The organism is Bradyrhizobium iriomotense (genome assembly GCF_018129405.1).
Classification (GTDB): domain Bacteria; phylum Pseudomonadota; class Alphaproteobacteria; order Rhizobiales; family Xanthobacteraceae; genus Bradyrhizobium; species Bradyrhizobium iriomotense_B.
Genome location: NZ_JAFCLP010000001.1, coordinates 945,277 through 961,893, shown reverse-complemented (window position 1 = coordinate 961,893; position 16,617 = coordinate 945,277). Strand labels below are relative to the sequence as shown.

Here is a 16,617-nt window from a genome sequence, read left to right as displayed (position 1 = left end):
AAATCAGCGCGTGAACTTCGCCACCAGCTCGACATGCGGCGTGTGACGGAACTGGTCGACCGGCACCACGGCGTCCATCTTGTAACCACCGTCGATCAGCAATCGCGCGTCGCGGGCGAAGGTCGCAACGTTGCATGACACCGCGACGACGACGGGCACCTTGCTCGCGGCGAGCTTCAGCGCCTGCGCCTGCGCGCCCTGGCGCGGGGGATCGAACACCACGGCGTCGAAGTCGCGCAGCTCCGGCGGCACCAGGGGGCGGCGGAACAGGTCGCGCGGCTCGCACCTGATTGGCTTGAGCCCCGGCGTGCGCGATGCCTTTGCGAGCGCTCCGACTGCGCCGGCGTCGCTGTCATAGGCGGTGACGCGCGCCTTCTCGGCAAGCCGTAGCGCAAACGGCCCGACGCCGCAGAAGAGGTCGAGGACCTCCTTGGCCTTGCCGACGCGCTCGGCGACCAGCGCAGCGAGCGTCTCTTCGCCTGCGACGGTGGCTTGCAGGAACGAGCCCGGCGGCAGTGTCACCTCGGCACGGCCCATCCTTACGGTTGGCACGAGACGCTGCAGCACCAGCTCGCCATGCCGCGTCAGCCGCGCCAAGCGATGCTGCTCGGCGACGCGCGACAGGGCCGTGACGAGCGGCGTCGGCAGAGGGCCGGAGCCGCGCACGTCGACGTCGAGGCCGTTGACGGTGGCGGTGACCTGGATGTCGAGCGGCTTGGTCACCGGCATCCTGGACGTCAGCGGCTCTGCGATAGCCCAGGCCGCATCGAGTGCGCCCTCGAGTGCGGGATCGAGGATCGGGCAGCGATGGATCGGGATGACGTCATGCGAGCTCGTCGCCGAGAATCCGACCTTGAGGACGTCATGCGTGCCGAAGCGGCCATGCAGCGTCACGCGCCGGCGCCCCGCGCCATGGGCGTCGACCAGCGGCGCCACCTCGCAATCGAGGCCGGCCTGCGCCAGCGTCTCGACCACGATGCCACGCTTCCACGCATGATAGGGCTCAGCGGCCCAGTGCTGTATGGCGCAGCCGCCGCAGACGCCGAAATGCGGACAGAACGGCTCGATACGCTCGGGGCTCGCGACGTCGACCGCCAGCAGCTTGCGGCGGTCGGGATGGTGGCCCGCGACGTGATCGACTTCGACCGTCTCGCCTCGAAGCGCGTAGGGCACGTAGACCGCATCGCCCGTCGTGAGCGAGACGCCGTCGCCGCGATGGCCGACGTGATCGATCGTCAAGCGCTCAACCACGGCGCGCGCCCAGGAAGAATTCGATGTTGCCGTCGCCGCCCGTGATCGACGAGGGGAACACCTCGATGTCGGTGCAGCCGAGCGAGGCTGCGAACGCCGCGATGTCGTCGCAGATCTCCTGATGCACCGCGGCGTCGCGGATGATGCCCTTCTTGTTGTGCTTCCTGTCAGCCTCGAATTGCGGCTTGATCAGTGCCAGCAGGCTCATCGGTGCCGCCGCCAGCGACAGCGCCACCGGCAGCACCGTCTTCAGCGAGATGAAGCTGACGTCGATGACCACGATATCGGGCCGCGCCGGCAGGCGCTTGCCTTCATAGGCGCGGATGTCGGTCTCCTCCATCGACACGATCTTGGGATGACCGCGCAGCGAGGGATGCAGCTGGCTGGTGCCGACGTCGACCGCGAACACGAGGCTCGCGCCGTTCGCCAGCAGCACCTCGGTGAAACCGCCGGTGGAAGCGCCGACGTCGAGGCAGACATGGTCCTCGATCTCGATCGGATAGCGCTCCAGCGCGCCCGCGAGCTTGACGCCGCCACGCGAGACATAGGGGTGCGCCGGCTCGGCCTGGATCACCGCATCCTCGGCGATCGTCTCCGACGGTTTTGAAACCTGCTTGTCATCGGCCGTGACGAGGCCGGCTTCGATGGCCGCGCGCGCCCGCGCCCGGCTCTCGAACAGGCCGCGCTCGACCAGCAGAACATCCGCGCGCTTGCGGGCAGGGGACATCGATTTCTCCGGAAGCGACTGATTACTTGAGCATGATCTTATCGGAAAACCGCTGCACACTTTGCGCTAACGCGGCCCTTCGGGTCCGGATCATGCTCTAGCGCTTATTTAGCGATCAATCGCGCGGCCGCCATCCGGACGCAAGCCTCGAACGCGGCGAGATCGCGCCAGACGTCGATCGGCATCGTGGCCGGCGTCACCAGCGGGCAGCCGTGCAGCTCCAGCGCATGGATCATCATGAGGTTGTCGACGAGGCCGAAATCCTCGACCGTCAGCCCCTGCGCATCGACCAGCCGCCCGTCCTCGGAGGTGACCTCCATGAAGCGACCGACACGGTCGGCATAGACGGCGCCATCGTTGGAATAGGCCAGGCAGAATTTGCGGCGGCCGGCCATGTAGCCGAGCTCGTAGACGGTGCCGGGATCGGCGCCGGCGCCGCGGAACGGGGTGAGGTTGGCGATGATGGCATCGGCCGCGTCCATCATCGCCTCGTTGCCGCAGAAGATCTGCCGCGAGGCGTCAGGCGCGGTGAGGTCGACGGCGTTGTCGAGCGGATAGAGGCCGGTGAGCCCGAAGCCAGCGCAGATATTCACCTTGCGCCGGCCGATCTCAATGGCGTCCGGCAGGAACACGTCGGGGCCTGCCAGATAGATCTTCATGGGACTACCGATCGAAGAGGCATCGCGTTTGCCGCGGCGTCGGCGGTGCCAAACCTCTCCCATCGGGAGAGGTCGCGCCGAAGGCGCGGGTGAGGGGTTACGCTCTCACGTGGGACCTGAACCCCTCACCCGGATCGCTTGCGCGATCCGACCTCTCCCGATGGGAGAGGTGGGTTCAGTGCCCGTATGACGATCAGGCGAGCTTGACCGTCTCGGTCTTCACGTCCTTGCCGAGCGCTTCGAACACCTTGGCGACGATGCCCTTGGCGTCGAGACCGGCGCGGCCGTACATCGCGGCCGGGGTGTCGTGGTCCTGGAACACGTCGGGCAGCACCATCGAACGGAACTTGACCATGCCGGTGTCGAGCACGCCCTGGTCGGTCAGGAACTGCGCGACATGCGAGCCGAAGCCGCCGACCGAGCCTTCCTCGATCGTGATCAGGATCTCGTGGTCACGGGCGAGCTTGAGCACCAGCTCGGTGTCGAGCGGCTTCATGAAGCGCGCATCCGCGATCGTGGTCGACAGGCCGTGCGCGGCGAGCTCGTCGGCCGCCTTCTCGCATTCGGCAAGGCGGGTGCCGAACGAGAGCAGGGCGATCTTGCTGCCCTGGCGGATCATGCGGCCCTTGCCGAGCTCGAGCGGAATGCCGACCTCGGGCATCTCGATGCCGCGGCCTTCGCCGCGCGGATAGCGCAGCGAACTCGGACGGTCGTCGATCGCGACCTGGGTCGCCACCATGTGCACGAGCTCGGCCTCGTCCGCCGCCGCCATGATCACCATGTTGGGCAGACAGCCGAGATAGGCGTTGTCGAACGAGCCGGCATGCGTCGCGCCGTCGGCGCCGACGAGGCCGGCGCGGTCGATGGCGAAGCGGACGGGCAGGTTCTGGATCGCGACGTCGTGCACGATCTGGTCGTAGCCGCGCTGCAGGAAGGTCGAGTAGATCGCGCAGAACGGCTTGTAGCCTTCGCTGGCAAGACCGGCGGCGAAAGTCACCGCGTGCTGCTCGGCGATGCCGACGTCGAAGGTGCGGTCCGGGAAGGCCTTGTTGAAGATGTCGACGCCGGTGCCGGACGGCATCGCCGCGGTGATGGCGACGATCTTGTCGTCCTTCTCGGCTTCTTTGACGAGGCTTTGGCCGAACACGTTCTGGTAGGCCGGCGCGTTCGGTTTTGCTTTCGCCTGGGTGCCGGTGGCGACGTCGAACTTGACCACCGCATGATATTTGTCGGCGGAAGCTTCCGCCGGGCCGTAGCCCTTGCCCTTCTGCGTCACGACGTGGACCAGGATCGGGCCGGTCTCCATGTCGCGGACGTTCTTCAGCACGGGCAGGAGGTGATCGAGGTTATGGCCGTCGATCGGGCCGACGTAATAGAAGCCGAGCTCCTCGAACAGCGTGCCGCCGTCCATCATGAAGCCGCGCGAATATTCCTCGACGCGGTTGGCGCGGTTGGCGAGGATTTTTGGCAGGCGCTTGTTGATCTGCTTGGCGGCATCGCGCAGCGTGCGATAGGTCTTGCCGGAGTAGAGGCGCGACAGATAGGCGCTCATGGCGCCGACCGGCGGCGCGATCGACATGTCGTTGTCGTTGAGGATGACGATCAGGCGCGAGTTCATCGCACCCGCATTGTTCATGGCCTCATAGGCCATGCCCGCCGACATCGCACCGTCACCGATGACGGCGATAACGTTGTTCTTGCCGCCGGAGAGGTCGCGCGCCACGGCCATGCCGAGACCGGCGGAGATCGAGGTTGAGGAATGCGCTGCGCCGAACGGATCGTAATCGCTCTCGCTGCGCTTGGTGAAGCCGGACAGGCCGCCGCCGGTGCGCAGCGTGCGAATCCGGTCGCGCCGGCCGGTGAGGATCTTGTGCGGATAGGCCTGGTGGCCGACGTCCCAGATCAGGCGGTCGCGCGGCGTATCGAAGACGTAATGGATCGCGGTGGTGAGCTCGACCACGCCGAGGCCCGCGCCGAAGTGACCGCCGGTCACCGAGACGGCATCGATGGTCTCCTGCCGCAGCTCGTCGGCGACTTGGCGAACCTGCTCGATCTTGAGCTTGCGCAGGTCTTCCGGCGTCCGGATGGTGTCGAGAAGCGGCGTCTTACTGTATGCGTTCACGGCGATTTCCAATTTGTCAGCGCCGGAAGTTCGTTCCGGTGCGCGATGGGTTTGCACAATATCGGCGCAGCGCGAGTCCTTAAACCGTCGGAGCCACCTGCATGGGCCAAGGCCCCGTCTTCAAGCTTAGGTGAGCTTAGGTGCGCTCCGGTTCAGTCTCTGTGATCCCTGTCACTTAGATCGGCTTCGTCCGTCCCAGCCAATTTCATTAGCAATTTGAAGCGCTTGTCGTTGGTAATCAGTGCCCACGCAAGGCTTACAAAAAGCCACACTCCGCGCAGCTTTACACCAAAGCTTGGGCCAAAGCCAACCCGCTGGGCCGATTACGGGCATGCACGTGCAACCCCCGGGCCAAAGTGGTTAATCGTGGCGCCGGTGGCGGGTTCCAGTCTTGCCCGGTTCCGCGGCAGTATTTTTTGCCGGGAGCGAGGGCCATTTTGGCGGATTCGAGGGCCGAGCGGCCCTCGGGGGAGAGTTCCCTGATCCTTGCCCGTGTCCGCCCCCGCGTGAGGGAATCAGCGGCGTGCAATCATGAAAAAATGCAGGCTTCAGATGCCCGAAACCGGGGCCTGACCGTCGGTCGGCCTTACTGGACGTCGAGCGGTGCGGTTCCGGTGGGCTGGCCGCTGGCATCGGTGGTGATCTTGTCGACGCGGGCCTCGGCCTGGCGCAACAGTTCCTCGCAGCGGCGCTTCAGGGCCTCGCCACGCTCGTAGATCGTCACGGATTCCTCGAGCGGCACCTTGCCGTCTTCGAGCCGCTTCACGATCGTTTCGAGTTCCTCGATCGCGCGCTCGAAGGTGAGCCTGGAGACGTCGATTTGGGTATTTTCGGCCATATCCGTTTCCGATTGCCCGATTCGCTTTCCCTGGAGTGAAGGCGGGTTTTGCGGGCTTAATGTGGCGGGCGTCTTCAAGCGCCCATCAGGGCGCCGACATGCGCCGTAACAGATTCTTTCAGTCCTTGCAGGTCATAGCCGCCCTCGAGCACCGAGACAACGCGTCCCCCGGCGGACTTGTCGGCGAGGTCCATCAGCTTGCGCGTCACCCAGGCATAATCCTCCGCGCGCAAATTCAGCGAGGCCAGCGGGTCGCGGTAATGCGCATCGAAGCCCGCCGAGATGATGAGCAGCTCGGGGCTGAATTTTTCGAGCTGCGGAAGGATCAAATTCTCGAACGCGGAGCGGAATTCGGGGCCGCCGTCTTCTGACGCCAGCGGCGCGTTGACGATGGTGTCGTGGTCGCCGCGTTCGCTCTTGGCGCCGGTGCCCGGAAACAGCGGCATCTGATGCGTCGAGCAGTACATCACGGTCGGGTCCGACCAGAAGATGTCCTGCGTGCCGTTGCCGTGATGCACGTCGAAATCGACGATGGCCGCGCGCTTGATGCCGTATTTGCGCTGCGCATGGCGCGCGGCGATCGCGACATTGTCGAAGAAGCAGAAGCCCATCGGCTTGCCGATCTCGGCGTGATGGCCCGGCGGGCGCACCGCGACGAAAGCGTTGCGGTGCTCGCCCGCCATCACGGCTTCGGTCGCCGCCACCGCGCCGCCGACGCCGCGCATCACCGCCTCCCACGTGCCCGGGGACATCGAGGTGTCGCCGTCGATATAGACCTGGCCGCTGGTCGGCGCGATGTGGCGCAGCTCGGTGACGTAATGCTCGTTGTGGCACAGCGTGACGAGGTCGAGATCGCCCTCCGGCGCCTGGTCGCGGACGAGAAACTGGAAACGCTCGTGCGACAGCGCTTCCTCCACCGCGCGCAGCCGGTCCGGTCTTTCGGGGTGTCCCGGCGGCGTGACGTGGTCGAGGCAAGCCTTGTGGGACAGGAGAAGCGTGCTCATCAGGTCGGCCTCATGGGGATACGGGCTCTTGACGTCGCTTGACGCATCCGGCGTCAAAACGCAATGCCAAACCCAATCTATGCGCTTGGACGGGAATGGCAAAGGGTTGTCCCGTTCCGGCCCGTTTGATCCGGATCAATTCACACGCAGGATGCGAGTCGGAGGCAGCGGGCCGATCGGCCCGTGCGCCCGGAAAAAAGTGAACAGCGCGTCGGCGTCGTAGCCGCCATATTGCGGCGCCGAGCCCTGCTTGGCGACCGTGAATCCGTCGCCGCCGACGGCGAGGTAATCGTTGAGGGTGACGCGGTAGCCGGTCCCAGCCTCGATCGGCCTGCCGTTGAGCGTCATCTTCTCCGCCATCACGCGCTCGCCGAACGGCTTCGAGCTGTCCCAGGTATAGCTGAACCCGTTCGACACCTGCAGGATCCGCGGCCGTTTCGGATCGAGCCATTGCTGTTCCAGCATGTCCTTGAGCTGGCTGCCCGTGAGCGTCATGGTGACGAGGCGGTTGCGGAAGGGCTGGCTGGCGAAGACATCGCCGAACGTTATCGCGCCGTTCTCCTTCGGGACGATATCGATGCGGATGCCGCCGGGATTGGTGAGCGCGATGACAGCGCCGCCATCCTTGGCGTCCCTGGTCGCTGCGAGCTGCGCATCCGCGATGACATCGCCGAGCGCGCTTTCGCCGGCCTCGTTCGGTACGCGCGACAGCGTCTGCGTCACCGATCCGGCCGGCCGGTTGGCGATCGGCGCGGATAGCTTGTCATAGGCCTCGATCAATGCGGTCTGTTCGGGGTCCTTCGCCAGCGAGGCATTGGCGACGATGACGTTCTCGCCCCTGGCGCCGACGACGTCGCGCGTTGCCGGATCGAGCTTGAGGTCGATCGCCGTGACCAGCGTGCCGTATTTGTCGCCGCTGGTGACGAGCCGCCCGTCGATATCGCAGACATAGGCGCGATGGGTATGGCCGCTGACGACGACGTCGACCGCAGGATCGAACTTCTTCACGATGTCGACGATGGGTCCCGTAATGGCGGGGCATTCGTTGTAGTCGCCGGCGGGTTCGCCGCCCTGGTGGATCAGCACCACGATCGCCTCGACGCCGCGCGCCTTCAACTGCGGCACCAGCGCATTCACCGTCTCGGCCTCGTCGCGGAATTCGAGACCGGCGATGCCTGACGGCGAGACGATGCCCGAGGTCTCTTTCAAGGTCAGTCCGATGAAGGCGACGGGGATGCCTTCGAACTCCCTGATCTCGTAGGGCGGCAGCACGCTCTTGCCGGTCGTAGTCTCGATCGTGGACGCTGCGAGATAGTGGAATTTGGCGCCGGTGAAGGGATGCGGGCCCTGGCAGCCGTCGAGCGGATGGCAGCCGCCGTTCTGCATCCTGAGCAGCTCGGTCTTGCCCTCGTCGAATTCGTGATTGCCGACCGAGGTGATCGCAAGCCCCATCATCGAGAGCGATTCGATCGAAGGCTCGTCGTGGAACATTGCCGACAGGAACGGGCTCGCCCCGATCAGATCGCCGGCGGCAACGAAGATCGTGTTCTTGTGTCCTTCGCGCAACTGCTTGACCAGCGTCGCCATGTACTCGGCGCCGCCGGCCGCGACCATCACCTTCCTGGTCTTGTCTTCGGGGTCATTGATGCGGATGCCGCCCGGCGGCGGCCGCAGATTGCCGTGGAAATCGTTGATCGCGAGAACGCGCAGCTCGACGGGTGCGGCGGTCTGTGCAGAGGCGGGGAGGGCGCAGGTCAGCGCGAGTACGGCAAGGATGGATCGGTATTGCATGGAACGAGACTAGTCGTTCCGCGCGAAGATTTCACGAAGCTTCTCGTCATTCCGGGGCGCGCATAGCGCGAACCCGGGATCCATTCATCCACAAACTCTGCGGCCCGATGGATTCTCAGATGCGCAATTGCGCATCATAGCTCGCGACTTCGTCGCGCCCCGGAATGACGAATTGCTACCGCTTCTTCCTATTCGCAAACGCATTGAACGCCGCCACCGCATCGTCCGATTTCAACCGCTCGCCGAACAGATGGGCCTCCTGGTCGATGCGGCGGGTCAATTCCTCCGGCGGGGTGCGCAGCAGTTTGCGCGAGGTCGCGACCGCCTCGGCTGGAAGCCGGCAGATCTCGCGCGCCACCTTGCGCGCCTCGACTTCCGTATGTCCCGGCGAGACCACGCTGTTGACGAAGCCTGCGGCTGCGGCTTCCGCGGCGGAGAAGGTCCGCCCCATCACCAGCATCGCGAAGGCGCGCTGGTATCCCATCGTGTTCGGCATCAAGAGGCTAGCCGCGCCGACCGGCACGAGCCCGAGCTTGATGTAGGGCGCGGAGAATGTCGCGGCTGTCGAGGCGAGCACGTAGTCGCAATGAAACAGCATCACGGTGCCCATGCCGATCGATGCGCCGTCCACGGCGGCGATGATCGGCTTGGTATTGAGGGCGAGCGAATAAAGAAACTTGGCGCCGTTCGACAGCGTCTCCGGGCGCGCCGTGTCGGCGTGGAGAAAATCGTCGATATCGTCGCCGGCGGTGAACACGCCGGAGCCGCCGGTGATGATCATGCAGCGGATATCGGGATTGTTCTGCGCGGTGTCGATCGCGCGGCTCATCTCCCGGTACATGTCCTGGGTGATCGCGTTCTTCTTGCCCGGACGGCGCAGGGTGATCACGCGCGTCTCCCGCTCTTCGGTGACCACGACATTGCCATTCGGCATGAGAACCCCCCTGCGCCGTCGCGACATTTGTCGCCCGCGAGTCTCGCAAACATCAGCCTACATCATCTTGCAGGCGTGCCAATCCGCCCGCGCGACCTTTTCGAAAGCGATTCCGTGAGCCCGGCGGATGACACCGCTGTCATAACTTCCGTCCAGGAACCCCATCGCGTCAGGTCGCACCGGTTGTATCGTCTTGCACGCTCCATTGCGCATTGCAACAAATGGATACAATGTTTTGTTTGAAAAACCAGTGGTTGTGAGGCACGATCGCGTCCTCTGCCGTTCCACTTGGCCGATTGCGCGATTGATGGTTGCCGCAACGAGCGTTGACGAATCTTCGCTGTCCTACCGCGGCTGGCGCGTCGTGCTGGCCTGCTTCCTGATGGCCTTCTTCATGTTCGGCTTCGGCCTCTACGGGCAGGGCGTCTATCTCGCCGAGCTCCAGCGCGCCCATGGCTGGCCGGGCACGCTGGTCTCCGCGGCCAGCACCTTCTCGTTTCTGTTGACCTCCGTCCTCGTCATCTTCACCGACGATTTGCTTGCCCGCATCGGGCTGCGCTCGCTGATCCTGTGCGGGCTTTCCGCGCTGGGTGCTTCGACCGTGCTGCTGGCGCTGATGCAGACGCCCTGGCAGCTTTATCTCGCCTATGCGCTGATGTCGGTCGGCTGGACCGGCATGGGCACCGTGGTGATCGCGACCGTGCTGAATTCCTGGTTCGACCGGCGCCGCGGCCTCGCGCTCAGCCTCGCCTTCAACGGCGCGACCTGCGGCGGCATCATCCTCGTTCCGCTGCTGCTGTCGCTGACCGGCAGCATCGGCTTCCGTTCGGCGATGCTGGGGGCAACGATTGTGATGGTGGTGCTGGTGCTGCCGGTGGTCGTCGGCTTCATCGGCTGGCCCGGCGGGACATCATTGGCATCGGGTGGACGCTCCTCCGGCGCCGGCACAGCCGCTCCAGTGCATTCGCGCAAGGCGCTGCTCGCCAATGCGGCGTTCTGGACCATGGTGCTGCCGATCGCGATCGCGCTGCTGGCGCAGATGGGATTCATCATCCACCAGGTGACGTTCCTCGAGCCATTGATCGGGCGTGCCAACGCGGGCCTTGCCGTGACCATCATGGCCGCGATGGCGGTGGTCGGACGCCTGTCGCTCGGCCTGTTCGTCGACCGGCTCGATCCGCGGCTCGCCTGCGCGGCGTCGATGACGAGCCAGGCCGCCGCGCTCTTCGTGCTTATTCAAAGCACGAATCCGACGGTGCTGCTGGCGTGCTGTGCCGTCTACGGCTTCTCGATCGGCAACATGATCACGTTCCCGCCTTTGATCATCCAGCGCGAGCTCGGCTCCGCCGCCTTTGCCGCCGCGATGGGATTGGGCACCTCGATCAGCGGCGTCGTCAGCGCCTTCGGCCCCGGCATCGTCGGCCTCGTGCGGAGTTTTACCGGCAACTACACGACGGCGTTTGCGATGTGCGTGCTGCTGGATCTCGTCGCCGCGGGAATCGTGCTGTGGCGGCCGGGGAGAAGGGCTGAGGTCAAAGCTTCGTAGCCCGGATGGAGCGCAGCGCAATCCGGGACAGCTGCATGCGTGTGCCACGCGCGTTCCGCACATTCGCTGTCATCGCCCGACTTGGTCGGGCGATCCAGTACTCCGAGACGTTCGTTGCCTATCGAGAGGCCGCGGCGTACTGGATTCCCCGCCTTCGCGGGGAATGACAATTGGGGGAGGAGGGACCTCTCTACATCGCAGTGAGTAGTCGCGAGCTTACCCCAACAACACCGCGTCCGCCGCCGCGACCGACTCCGCGCTCTCCGTCACGGTGCGCTCGAGCGCGCCGGCCTGCACACTGATGTTCTCGGCGAAGAAGCGCGCGAGCGAGACGTAGCGCGCGGCATCCGTATTGCCGTCGGCTTTCGCGGCGAGCGCCTCGGAGGCCAGCAGGCAGCCGCCGAGCGTCGCGCCGAACTGCTGCAAGTAAGGCGTTGCGCCGGCCAGCGCCTCGTTCGGCGCCGAGGCAACGCGCTCCAGCAGCCACTTGCTGGTGCGCGTCAACGCCTGCAGCGCCTCGCGCAGTTTTGTCCCGGTGGTGCCGAAAGCGGGATCGTTGGAGGCCTCGACCTGTTTGACGGTGGCCGAGAGCTCGTCGAGCAGCGCCCACACGGCAGCGCCGCCATTGGCCGCGAGCTTTCGCGTCACGAGGTCGATCGCCTGGATGCCGTTGGTGCCCTCATAGATCGCGGTGATACGCGCGTCGCGATAATGCTGCGCGGCGCCCGTTTCCTCGATGAAACCCATGCCGCCATGCACCTGCACGCCGAGATAGGCGACCTCGTTGCCGATGTCGGTGGAATAGCCCTTGGCCATCGGCGTCAGCAGCGCCGCGCGTGCGGCGGCGTCGGCGCGCACCTTCGGATCCTTGGCTCGCAAGGAGACGTCGAGCGCGACGGCGGTGGCGTAGCAGATGGTGCGCGCGGCCGCGGTCTGCGCCCGCATCCGCATCAGCATGCGCTTGACGTCGGGATGTACGAAGATCGCGTCCGAGCCTTCGCCCTTCTTGCCGATGGCGCGGCCCTGCTTGCGCTCCTGCGCATAGGACAATGCCTGCTGATAGGCACGGTCGGCGACGCCGACGCCCTCCAGGCCGACGCCGAGCCGCGCCTGGTTCATCATCGTGAACATGCAGCGCATGCCCTGGTTCTCTTCGCCGATCAAAAAGCCGATCGCGCCGCCATGATCGCCCATGGTCATGGTGCAGGTCGGCGAGGCATGCATGCCGAGCTTGTGCTCGACGCCAGAGGCAAAGATGTCATTGCGCTGCCCCAGCGAGCCGTCGGCGTTGACCATGAACTTCGGCACCAGGAAGAGCGAGATCCCCTTGGTGCCCGCGGGCGCGTCGGGCAGGCGCGCGAGCACGAAATGCACGATGTTGTCGGTCATGTCGTGTTCGCCATAGGTGATGAAGATCTTCGTCCCCTTGATGCGATAGGTGCCGTCGGCCTGCTTTTCGGCGCGGGTGCGCAGCGCGCCGACGTCGGAGCCGGCCTGCGGCTCGGTCAGCTGCATGGTGCCGGTCCATTCGCCGGAGACGAGCTTTTCGAGATAGATCTTCTTCAGCTCGTCGCTGCCATGGGCATCCAGCGCCTCCATCGCCGAGGCCGTCAGCAGCGGGCAGAGGCCGAAGGCGACGTTGGCCGCGCTCCAGATCTCGGTGCAGGCGGCGTTGATCGCCATCGGCAGGCCCTGGCCGCCGAAATCCTCGGGCCCCGAGACCGCGTTCCAGCCGCCCTCGGTCCAGCGCTTATAGGCATCGGGCCAGCCCGGTGCAGTCGTGACCTTGCCGGCATCCAGCTTGATGCCGTGCTCGTCGCCGATCTTGTTGAGCGGCGCCAGCACGTCGGTTGCGAACTTGCCGGCTTCCTCCAGCACGGCGGCCACAATGTCGGCGTCGAAATCGCCGTAATGGCCGGCGTCCACCGCCGCCTTCAGGCCGGCGCCATGGTTGAGCGACAGCAGCATGTCAGAGATCGGCGCGCGGTAGGTCATGGTTCACTCCCCGGGGACTGGTCTTGGCCGCGGTATTCCCATGAAATGCCGGCGGTCTCAACTGCCCGTAGGCCAGAATGGCTCAGGCCCTCCGCCCGGACCCTATAATAGAGTGTGGCGCGGCCGATCCCGGGGGCTGTGGTATTTTGCCCCTCCAGGCGGTTGAAATGCCGTGCCGCACCCTATAGACCGGCTGCGACCGACGGGAATCTGCGGTAGCCAGTTCTTCCGCCGTCCCGAGGTCGCCTGTTGGGGCGTAGCCAAGCGGTAAGGCAGCGGATTTTGATTCCGCCATTCGGAGGTTCGATCCCTCCCGCCCCAGCCAGAGCCTAAGCCGCTGAGCTCACTATATAAACAGCTCTATCGAGAAGACCTTGCCGAGCCCGGGTCGAAGCGAATGTCATAACGATGCAGCTTCGCATAGACGGTGCTCTTGGCAAGACCGAGCGCGGAGGCGGTGGCTGTCACGTTGCCGTTGCACGACCGCAGCGTACGCGAAATCAAGTCACGTTCCGAAGACTCGGCGAGAGACAGACCCGGATCGCGCTCGCTTGGCGTTTCTGGTCCCCGGACGGTCTCGGGCAGGTCCGAAGGTTCGATCAGCTCGCCGTTGCCGGTCAGCATGACACTCTCGACCAGGTTGCGCAGCTCGCGGACGTTGCCGGGCCAATCATGACGCTGCAGCTTCGCAATCGTCTCCGGCGCAAAACGGCGATCGGAAAGACCATAGCGCGCGCTTGCCTGGGCGACGAAATGATCGAGCAGCAGCGGAATGTCCTCGCAGCGCTCGCGGAGCGGCGGGATGTCGACGGGGACGACGGCGAGCCGATAAAACAGGTCCTTGCGGAAGCGCTGGGCCTCCACCTCCGCCTGCAGATTGCGGTTGGTCGCGACGACGAGGCGGAAGTCGACCTTGCGCACCGCGGTCTCGCCGATCCTGGAGATCTCGCCGCTCTCGAGCGCGCGCAGCAACATGGGCTGGAGGTCGAGCGGCAATTCGCCGATCTCGTCCAGGAACAGCGTGCCGCGCGCGGCGGCTTCGATCTTTCCGGCCATGCCTCCGCGCCTCGCGCCGGTGAACGCGCCGTCGACATAGCCGAACAGTTCGCTGGCAAGCAGCTCGCGCGAGGCGCAGCCGCAATTGACGGCGATGAATGGGCCGTTGCGGCGCGGTGACGCCGCATGGATTCCATGCGCGAACACCTCCTTGCCGACGCCGGTCTCGCCGAGCAGCAGGACCGGCGCGGCGGATTTGCCGACGCGGCGGCACTTCTCGACCACACTGTGCATCTTCGGGCTGCTGTAGACGGCATTGGCGAAGGCCTCGCTGCGCGCAGATGACAACAGCTTGCCAGATGCGGCCGGCTTCGGTGCAACCATCACGGTGCCGAGGTGTTCGCCCTGGTGCACCACCGCCTTCAGCCATTCCTCCTTGATCCATGCCGGACGCGAGGTGCCACAGAGCTGATCATCGCGGCTGCCGAGCAGGGGAAAGCCGAACTGGCCTCCCGGCGCGCCGAGATCCCGCATGATCTGCGACATCTCTCCACTGGCCTTGAACGGACGTCCGGCGCTGTCGAACAGCACGGCGTGATGCCGATCCGAAGGCGGCAGCATCCAGAAGCATTGATCGAGCAGGCGATAGCGGGCGTCCAGCTCCATCTGCAGCAACTGCGCCTCGATGCGCGCCGCCGCCGAAATCGCCAATGCGAGTGCCGGCCGCCCATAGGATGAAGACAATCCGGAGATATCGATCACGCCGATCACGGCGCCGTCGATGGGATCGCGGATGACAGAGGCCGAGCAAGTCCAGCGATGGATGCCGGAGCAGAAATGCTCCGTGGCATGCACCTGGATCGGCTGCCCGGTTTCGAGCGCGGTGCCGATCGCGTTCGTTCCGCAGGTCGTCTCGCTCCAGTTGCTGCCGGGTAGCAGATGCGTTTTTTCGACGGCATCGCGGAGCGCGAGCTTGGTGTCACCTTCGAGACGCAACACGACGCCGTCTACATCGGTCAGCACCATCACGGTGCCGGTTTCCAGCATGTAGTCGCGCGCCAGCGCCATCGTCGAAGCGCCGGCCTGGACAAGACGGCTGCGCTTGTCGAGCAGGCGCTGCAACCTGTCATCCCTGATCGGCATCGGAGCCTGGCCACGCCGATAGTCGACCGCCGATTGCTGGCAGCGCTGCCAGGAATCGGTGATCGCCGATCGCACGACCTGCTGACGCGCGCTGCTGCTTCCGGAGAGGAAGCGTTCCCAGCTCGTCAGAACGTCGCGTTCGATACCTGGAGTGGCGAAAGCATCCTCTGGCGTCTGCCCCAACACGTTCCCTCCTTTGACGCGCTGAGTGGTCCAAATCTGCCGGACCCCGAGCTTTATCTCCTGATTGTGAAGCCATCCATGGAAACACGCAACCGGGTACCCCGACCTTGGTGCTATCAGGCTCGCCTCCGACCGCACTGCAAAAGGGTGAGATCGGAGGCGAGTTAAAGGCCTCAAGCCGCAAAGAAATTTACGCCGCCTTGCGTTGGCTCAGGCTGTCGTAGAACGCGGTTTCGAAACGCATGTAGCCGGTGAACGAGGCCACATCGGCAAAGGGGAGGATCTGGGTTGCCCAATAGCCGCCAAAACCGTTCTGACGGTCGATCCAGTAGAACAGGTTCGCCAGCCCCGCCCAGCCGAGCGCGCCTGCGGGGCGTCCCGTCGGCGCCTTCTCGTCGTTGACCATGAAGGTGAACGCCCAGGATTTCGACAGGCCCGGGAAGAACTCGGCATCGTTCGAGAGCGATTTGATGACGCCCGGCAGCGCCGTCACCTTGAGATCGCCGAGCTGGTTCTTCTCGGCCATCGTCACGGTCTCCGGCTTCAGCACCCGGCCGTGCGGGCCGGCGCCGTCGTTCAGCCACATGCGGATGAAGCGCATGTAGTCGCCGACCGTGCTGTAGAGGCCGTGGCCGCCCATATGCACCTCGGGATTTGCAGGCAGTTCGAAGTCCATCGGGGTCAGTGAGCCGTCGGCGTTGCGCGCGTGCACGCCAGCAAGCTTGCTGCGCACGGCATCGTTGATCTCGAATGTCGTGTTGGCCATGCCGAGAGGCTTGAAGATGCGATCAGTGAAGACCTCGCCGAGCCGCTTGCCGGTGATGCCCTCGACAACCTGCCCGACCCAATCGATGTTCGTTCCATATTCCCATTTCGAACCGGGATCGAACAGCAGCGGCGTCATTATGGCGGCCTTCGACGAGGTGATCACGCTGGGCTGTCCGTGGTCGGTCGCCAGCCGCAGATAGTTCTCGTTGAAGAAGTCGTAGCCGAAGCCGCCGGTGTGCAGCAGCAGCATGCGCGTGGTCACGTCGCGCTTCGGGGCGCGAAGCCGGGGCTGCCCTTTGGCATCGAAGCCGTCGATCACCCGCAGCTTGCCGATGTCGGGCGCGTAGGTCTTCGCTGGGGCATCGAGGTCGAGCTTGCCTTCCTCGATCAGTTGCAACGCGGCCGTGCCGGTGATCGCCTTGGTGGTCGAGAAGATGGCAAAGCTGCTGTCGGTCGTCATCGGCGCCGACTGGTCGGTGCGCCGCTTGCCGACGGCGCCCTCGTAGATGTTGCCGGTGCGATCGGTCACCATCGCCACCACGCCGGGGACGCCCTGGTCCGTCGTGACGGTCTCATGGAGAATGGCGTCGGCCGCCGCCTTGAAGTCCTTGGTCATGTGTTCCTCCAAATTTGTTGTGTGATGCGGAATGCAGGGCCGCG

At 65.1% G+C, this 16,617-nt stretch carries 12 protein-coding genes and 1 tRNA gene; 2 read left to right on the top strand and 11 right to left on the bottom strand.

Features of this window, described 5'->3' with window-relative positions:
* Nucleotides 1–3 precede the first annotated feature (3 nt).
* The 8 genes from JQ592_RS04110 to JQ592_RS04075 form a co-directional block, all read right to left on the bottom strand.
* A complete protein-coding gene (locus JQ592_RS04110; RefSeq protein ID WP_211401621.1) occupies nt 4–1,251 on the bottom strand; it encodes a class I SAM-dependent RNA methyltransferase in 1,248 nt (415 codons plus the stop codon).
* Complete coding sequence (locus JQ592_RS04105; protein ID WP_211401620.1) at nt 1,244–1,978, bottom strand: TlyA family RNA methyltransferase; 735 nt, start codon at nt 1,976–1,978, stop codon at nt 1,244–1,246. Before JQ592_RS04105 ends, JQ592_RS04110 begins: the two co-directional genes overlap by 8 nt.
* 104 nt (nt 1,979–2,082) lie before the next feature.
* Nucleotides 2,083–2,637 carry a nucleoside 2-deoxyribosyltransferase gene (locus JQ592_RS04100; protein ID WP_211401619.1) on the bottom strand — a complete coding sequence of 185 codons (555 nt, stop codon included), beginning with the start codon at nt 2,635–2,637 and terminating at the stop codon, nt 2,083–2,085.
* A 193-nt stretch (nt 2,638–2,830) separates the two neighbouring features.
* Nucleotides 2,831–4,759: a 1-deoxy-D-xylulose-5-phosphate synthase gene (gene dxs / locus JQ592_RS04095; RefSeq protein ID WP_211401618.1), complete on the bottom strand. Its 1,929-nt coding sequence runs from the start codon at nt 4,757–4,759 to the stop codon at nt 2,831–2,833.
* A gap of 586 nt (nt 4,760–5,345) precedes the next feature.
* Nucleotides 5,346–5,597, bottom strand: a complete 252-nt coding sequence (locus JQ592_RS04090; protein ID WP_018648646.1) for an exodeoxyribonuclease VII small subunit — start codon at nt 5,595–5,597, stop codon at nt 5,346–5,348.
* A gap of 74 nt (nt 5,598–5,671) precedes the next feature.
* Entirely contained in the window at nt 5,672–6,601 is a 930-nt protein-coding gene (locus JQ592_RS04085; protein WP_008551228.1) for a histone deacetylase family protein, read from the bottom strand.
* A 135-nt stretch (nt 6,602–6,736) separates the two neighbouring features.
* Nucleotides 6,737–8,392, bottom strand: coding sequence for a bifunctional metallophosphatase/5'-nucleotidase (locus JQ592_RS04080; protein WP_211401617.1), 1,656 nt, complete (start codon nt 8,390–8,392; stop codon nt 6,737–6,739).
* A 175-nt stretch (nt 8,393–8,567) separates the two neighbouring features.
* Nucleotides 8,568–9,326, bottom strand: coding sequence for an enoyl-CoA hydratase-related protein (locus JQ592_RS04075; protein ID WP_211401616.1), 759 nt, complete (start codon nt 9,324–9,326; stop codon nt 8,568–8,570).
* A gap of 307 nt (nt 9,327–9,633) precedes the next feature.
* On the opposite strand from JQ592_RS04075, the gene JQ592_RS04070 reads away from it, so the two are divergent.
* Entirely contained in the window at nt 9,634–10,872 is a 1,239-nt protein-coding gene (locus tag JQ592_RS04070; RefSeq protein WP_211401615.1) for an MFS transporter, read from the top strand.
* Between the two features lie 216 nt (nt 10,873–11,088).
* On the opposite strand, the gene JQ592_RS04065 is transcribed toward JQ592_RS04070, so the two are convergent.
* Nucleotides 11,089–12,867, bottom strand: coding sequence for an acyl-CoA dehydrogenase (locus JQ592_RS04065; RefSeq protein WP_211401614.1), 1,779 nt, complete (start codon nt 12,865–12,867; stop codon nt 11,089–11,091).
* A 250-nt stretch (nt 12,868–13,117) separates the two neighbouring features.
* On the opposite strand from JQ592_RS04065, the gene JQ592_RS04060 reads away from it, so the two are divergent.
* Nucleotides 13,118–13,192 (top strand) — tRNA-Gln (locus tag JQ592_RS04060).
* Between the two features lie 35 nt (nt 13,193–13,227).
* Here the strand turns inward: JQ592_RS04060 and JQ592_RS04055 are convergent.
* Together JQ592_RS04055 and JQ592_RS04050 are read right to left on the bottom strand one after the other, a co-directional pair.
* The gene (locus JQ592_RS04055; protein ID WP_211401613.1) at nt 13,228–15,192 is read right to left on the bottom strand and encodes a sigma-54-dependent Fis family transcriptional regulator; all 1,965 of its coding nucleotides are present in this window, start codon (nt 15,190–15,192) and stop codon (nt 13,228–13,230) included.
* 187 nt (nt 15,193–15,379) lie between these two features.
* Nucleotides 15,380–16,573, bottom strand: coding sequence for a serine hydrolase domain-containing protein (locus JQ592_RS04050; protein ID WP_211401612.1), 1,194 nt, complete (start codon nt 16,571–16,573; stop codon nt 15,380–15,382).
* Between the last annotated feature and the right edge of the window lie 44 nt (nt 16,574–16,617).

Coding starts and splice junctions, on each gene's coding strand:
- JQ592_RS04105 (WP_211401620.1), bottom strand. CDS start 1,978: ATGTCCCCTGCCCGCAAGCGCGCGGATGTTCTGCTGGTCGAGCGCGGC.
- JQ592_RS04100 (WP_211401619.1), bottom strand. CDS start 2,637: ATGAAGATCTATCTGGCAGGCCCCGACGTGTTCCTGCCGGACGCCATT.
- JQ592_RS04090 (WP_018648646.1), bottom strand. CDS start 5,597: ATGGCCGAAAATACCCAAATCGACGTCTCCAGGCTCACCTTCGAGCGC.
- JQ592_RS04085 (WP_008551228.1), bottom strand. CDS start 6,601: ATGAGCACGCTTCTCCTGTCCCACAAGGCTTGCCTCGACCACGTCACG.
- JQ592_RS04080 (WP_211401617.1), bottom strand. CDS start 8,392: ATGCAATACCGATCCATCCTTGCCGTACTCGCGCTGACCTGCGCCCTC.
- JQ592_RS04075 (WP_211401616.1), bottom strand. CDS start 9,326: ATGCCGAATGGCAATGTCGTGGTCACCGAAGAGCGGGAGACGCGCGTG.
- JQ592_RS04070 (WP_211401615.1), top strand. CDS start 9,634: ATGGTTGCCGCAACGAGCGTTGACGAATCTTCGCTGTCCTACCGCGGC.
- JQ592_RS04065 (WP_211401614.1), bottom strand. CDS start 12,867: ATGACCTACCGCGCGCCGATCTCTGACATGCTGCTGTCGCTCAACCAT.
- JQ592_RS04050 (WP_211401612.1), bottom strand. CDS start 16,573: ATGACCAAGGACTTCAAGGCGGCGGCCGACGCCATTCTCCATGAGACC.